Origin of the sequence: Actinosynnema sp. NPDC023658, assembly GCF_040639995.1 — a bacterium.
Taxonomy (GTDB): domain Bacteria; phylum Actinomycetota; class Actinomycetes; order Mycobacteriales; family Pseudonocardiaceae; genus Actinosynnema.
Map to the genome: position 1 here is coordinate 1 of NZ_JBFAAX010001080.1, position 1790 is coordinate 1790.

The 1790-nt window shown below is 74.9% G+C and carries 1 protein-coding gene; it reads right to left on the bottom strand.

The window, feature by feature from the left end; all coding sequences use genetic code 11:
* A partial coding sequence (locus AB0G02_RS38265; protein WP_360804824.1) for a hypothetical protein occupies positions 1–1755 on the bottom strand: 1755 nt, incomplete at its 3' end.
* Between the last annotated feature and the right edge of the window lie 35 nt (positions 1756–1790).

The following is a 1790-nucleotide window of genomic DNA, read 5'->3' on the forward strand; positions in this document are numbered from 1 at the left end:
CACCACCAGCTCGAACCGGATCGGCAGGTCGTAGCGGGCCATCGGCCCTTCCGCCCCCCGCACCCGGACGGCCTCCACCATCCCGGTCCTGGTATCGCGGTTGCGGCTGCCGCCCCCCACCCCCGCCGTGGGCAGCACGCCCACCGAGTCCGCCGGGCGGTCGAGTCCCGAGGTCGAGGCGTGGGTGCCGGGCACGCGCAGCAGCGCGTTCCAGCCGCTGCCCCGGGCGGTCCCCCCGATCTTCTTGCGGATAGCGACGACGGCGTGCTCGGTCTTGACCCCGTCGTTCACCACGTCGAGGAACCGGGCCTCGCCCTCCAGCCGGGCCTTGAGCGTCACCTGGTAGACGTCCTTGCCGATGCCCCTGCCGGGTTTGTGCAGCAGCAGCGGCACACCGCCGTCCAGCGCACCGTCGACGAGGGCGTTCACCGCGGCCGGCGCGGAGAGGTCGACCAGCCGCTGGAGGTTGCTCATGGCGTCGTCCAGGACCGAGGTCGGGAACAGGGGGTGCCCGGAGCCCGCGCCCCGGTCGGCCCGGACCTGCTCCACCAGGTCCCACACGGCGAGCGTGAGGTCCGGGCTCCGCTCGGGCTCCAGCAGCCCCAGCCCCAGGGTGCTCGGCTCGCCGGGGGCCAGCGCCCTGGGCGGCTGGAGCCGACGCGGCTCCGGTTCGGCCTCGACCTGCGGTGCGGGGGCGGCGTCCGGCGCCGGTTCCACGTCGGGCAGCAGGCCCAGCTCGACGGCCGTCCGTTCGGAGACCCTGGTGAACACGCCGCCCGGCAGTTCGACCGCGACGCCCCTCCGCTCCACGGCTCCGGCGTGGAGGGTGTTGGCCTCGCGGCTCTCCGCGACGACCGAGAAGGTCGCATCCCACTGCACCAGCGCGGTCCGGGCTCCCTCCGACGTCACCCGGTTGCGGTCCAGGAGCCCGATGGCCTGCCTGCCGCCGAACTTCGAGCGCAGCCAGGGCATCCACCGCAGGAGCAGGTTGGAGCCGCCCAGGCCGCGCGGTTCCTCGGTGTTGGGGCGGACGGTGCCGCCGACGTTGGCGATCCAGTCGAACGCGCGGGTGATGGCGCGCATGCCGCCGGCGTAGGAGCCACCGGTGACGGAGTTCTCCGACGTGGCGGTGTCGGAGACGCTCACCAGGCGCGGGCGGGCGAGGTCGGCCGCGATGCCCACCGCGCCGACCCGGTCGGTGACCCGGCGGTCGTAGCGCAGGCCGTTGTGCACCAGCCCGGCGCCGAGCATCCGCCCCAGGTTGGCCTTGAGGTTGTTCGGGCCGACCAGGAAGTCGAGCTGCCGGCGCGAGTCGGTGCCGGGGGCCGTCAGCGAGGTGTCGCCGTCCGCGGCCTCGTCCACCACGCGCAGGACGGCGGCGTGCAGCGCGCCGGGGTGCGCCACGGCCTCGACGTGCTCCCAGCCGTGGTGCGGCCGGGGGGAACCGGGTCGGAGCAGCGAGGCGATGTCCGCGGTCGACGGCAGCGGGACCGTCCTCGGCGGGCCGGGCCGGAACCCCGCCGGGTCGGTCGTCGTGGTCGACCCCTCGTCCAGCCACAGGTGGACCTGACCGCGGATCGGCGGCAGGTCACGCGGGCCTCCCGGGGAGGCGGGGGTGTCCGGGTTCCCCGTGCGCGCCACCACCCGCGGCTCGGGGAGCCGGCGGAACGGCGAGCCGGGGACCAGCTTGCCCCAGGAGCGAGGTCGGCTGAAGGTGGTGATCTGCACGTCGAACTCGACGTCGTGCTCGAACACGTGCGCGTGGGGACCACCGATGTCCAGCGAGCTCT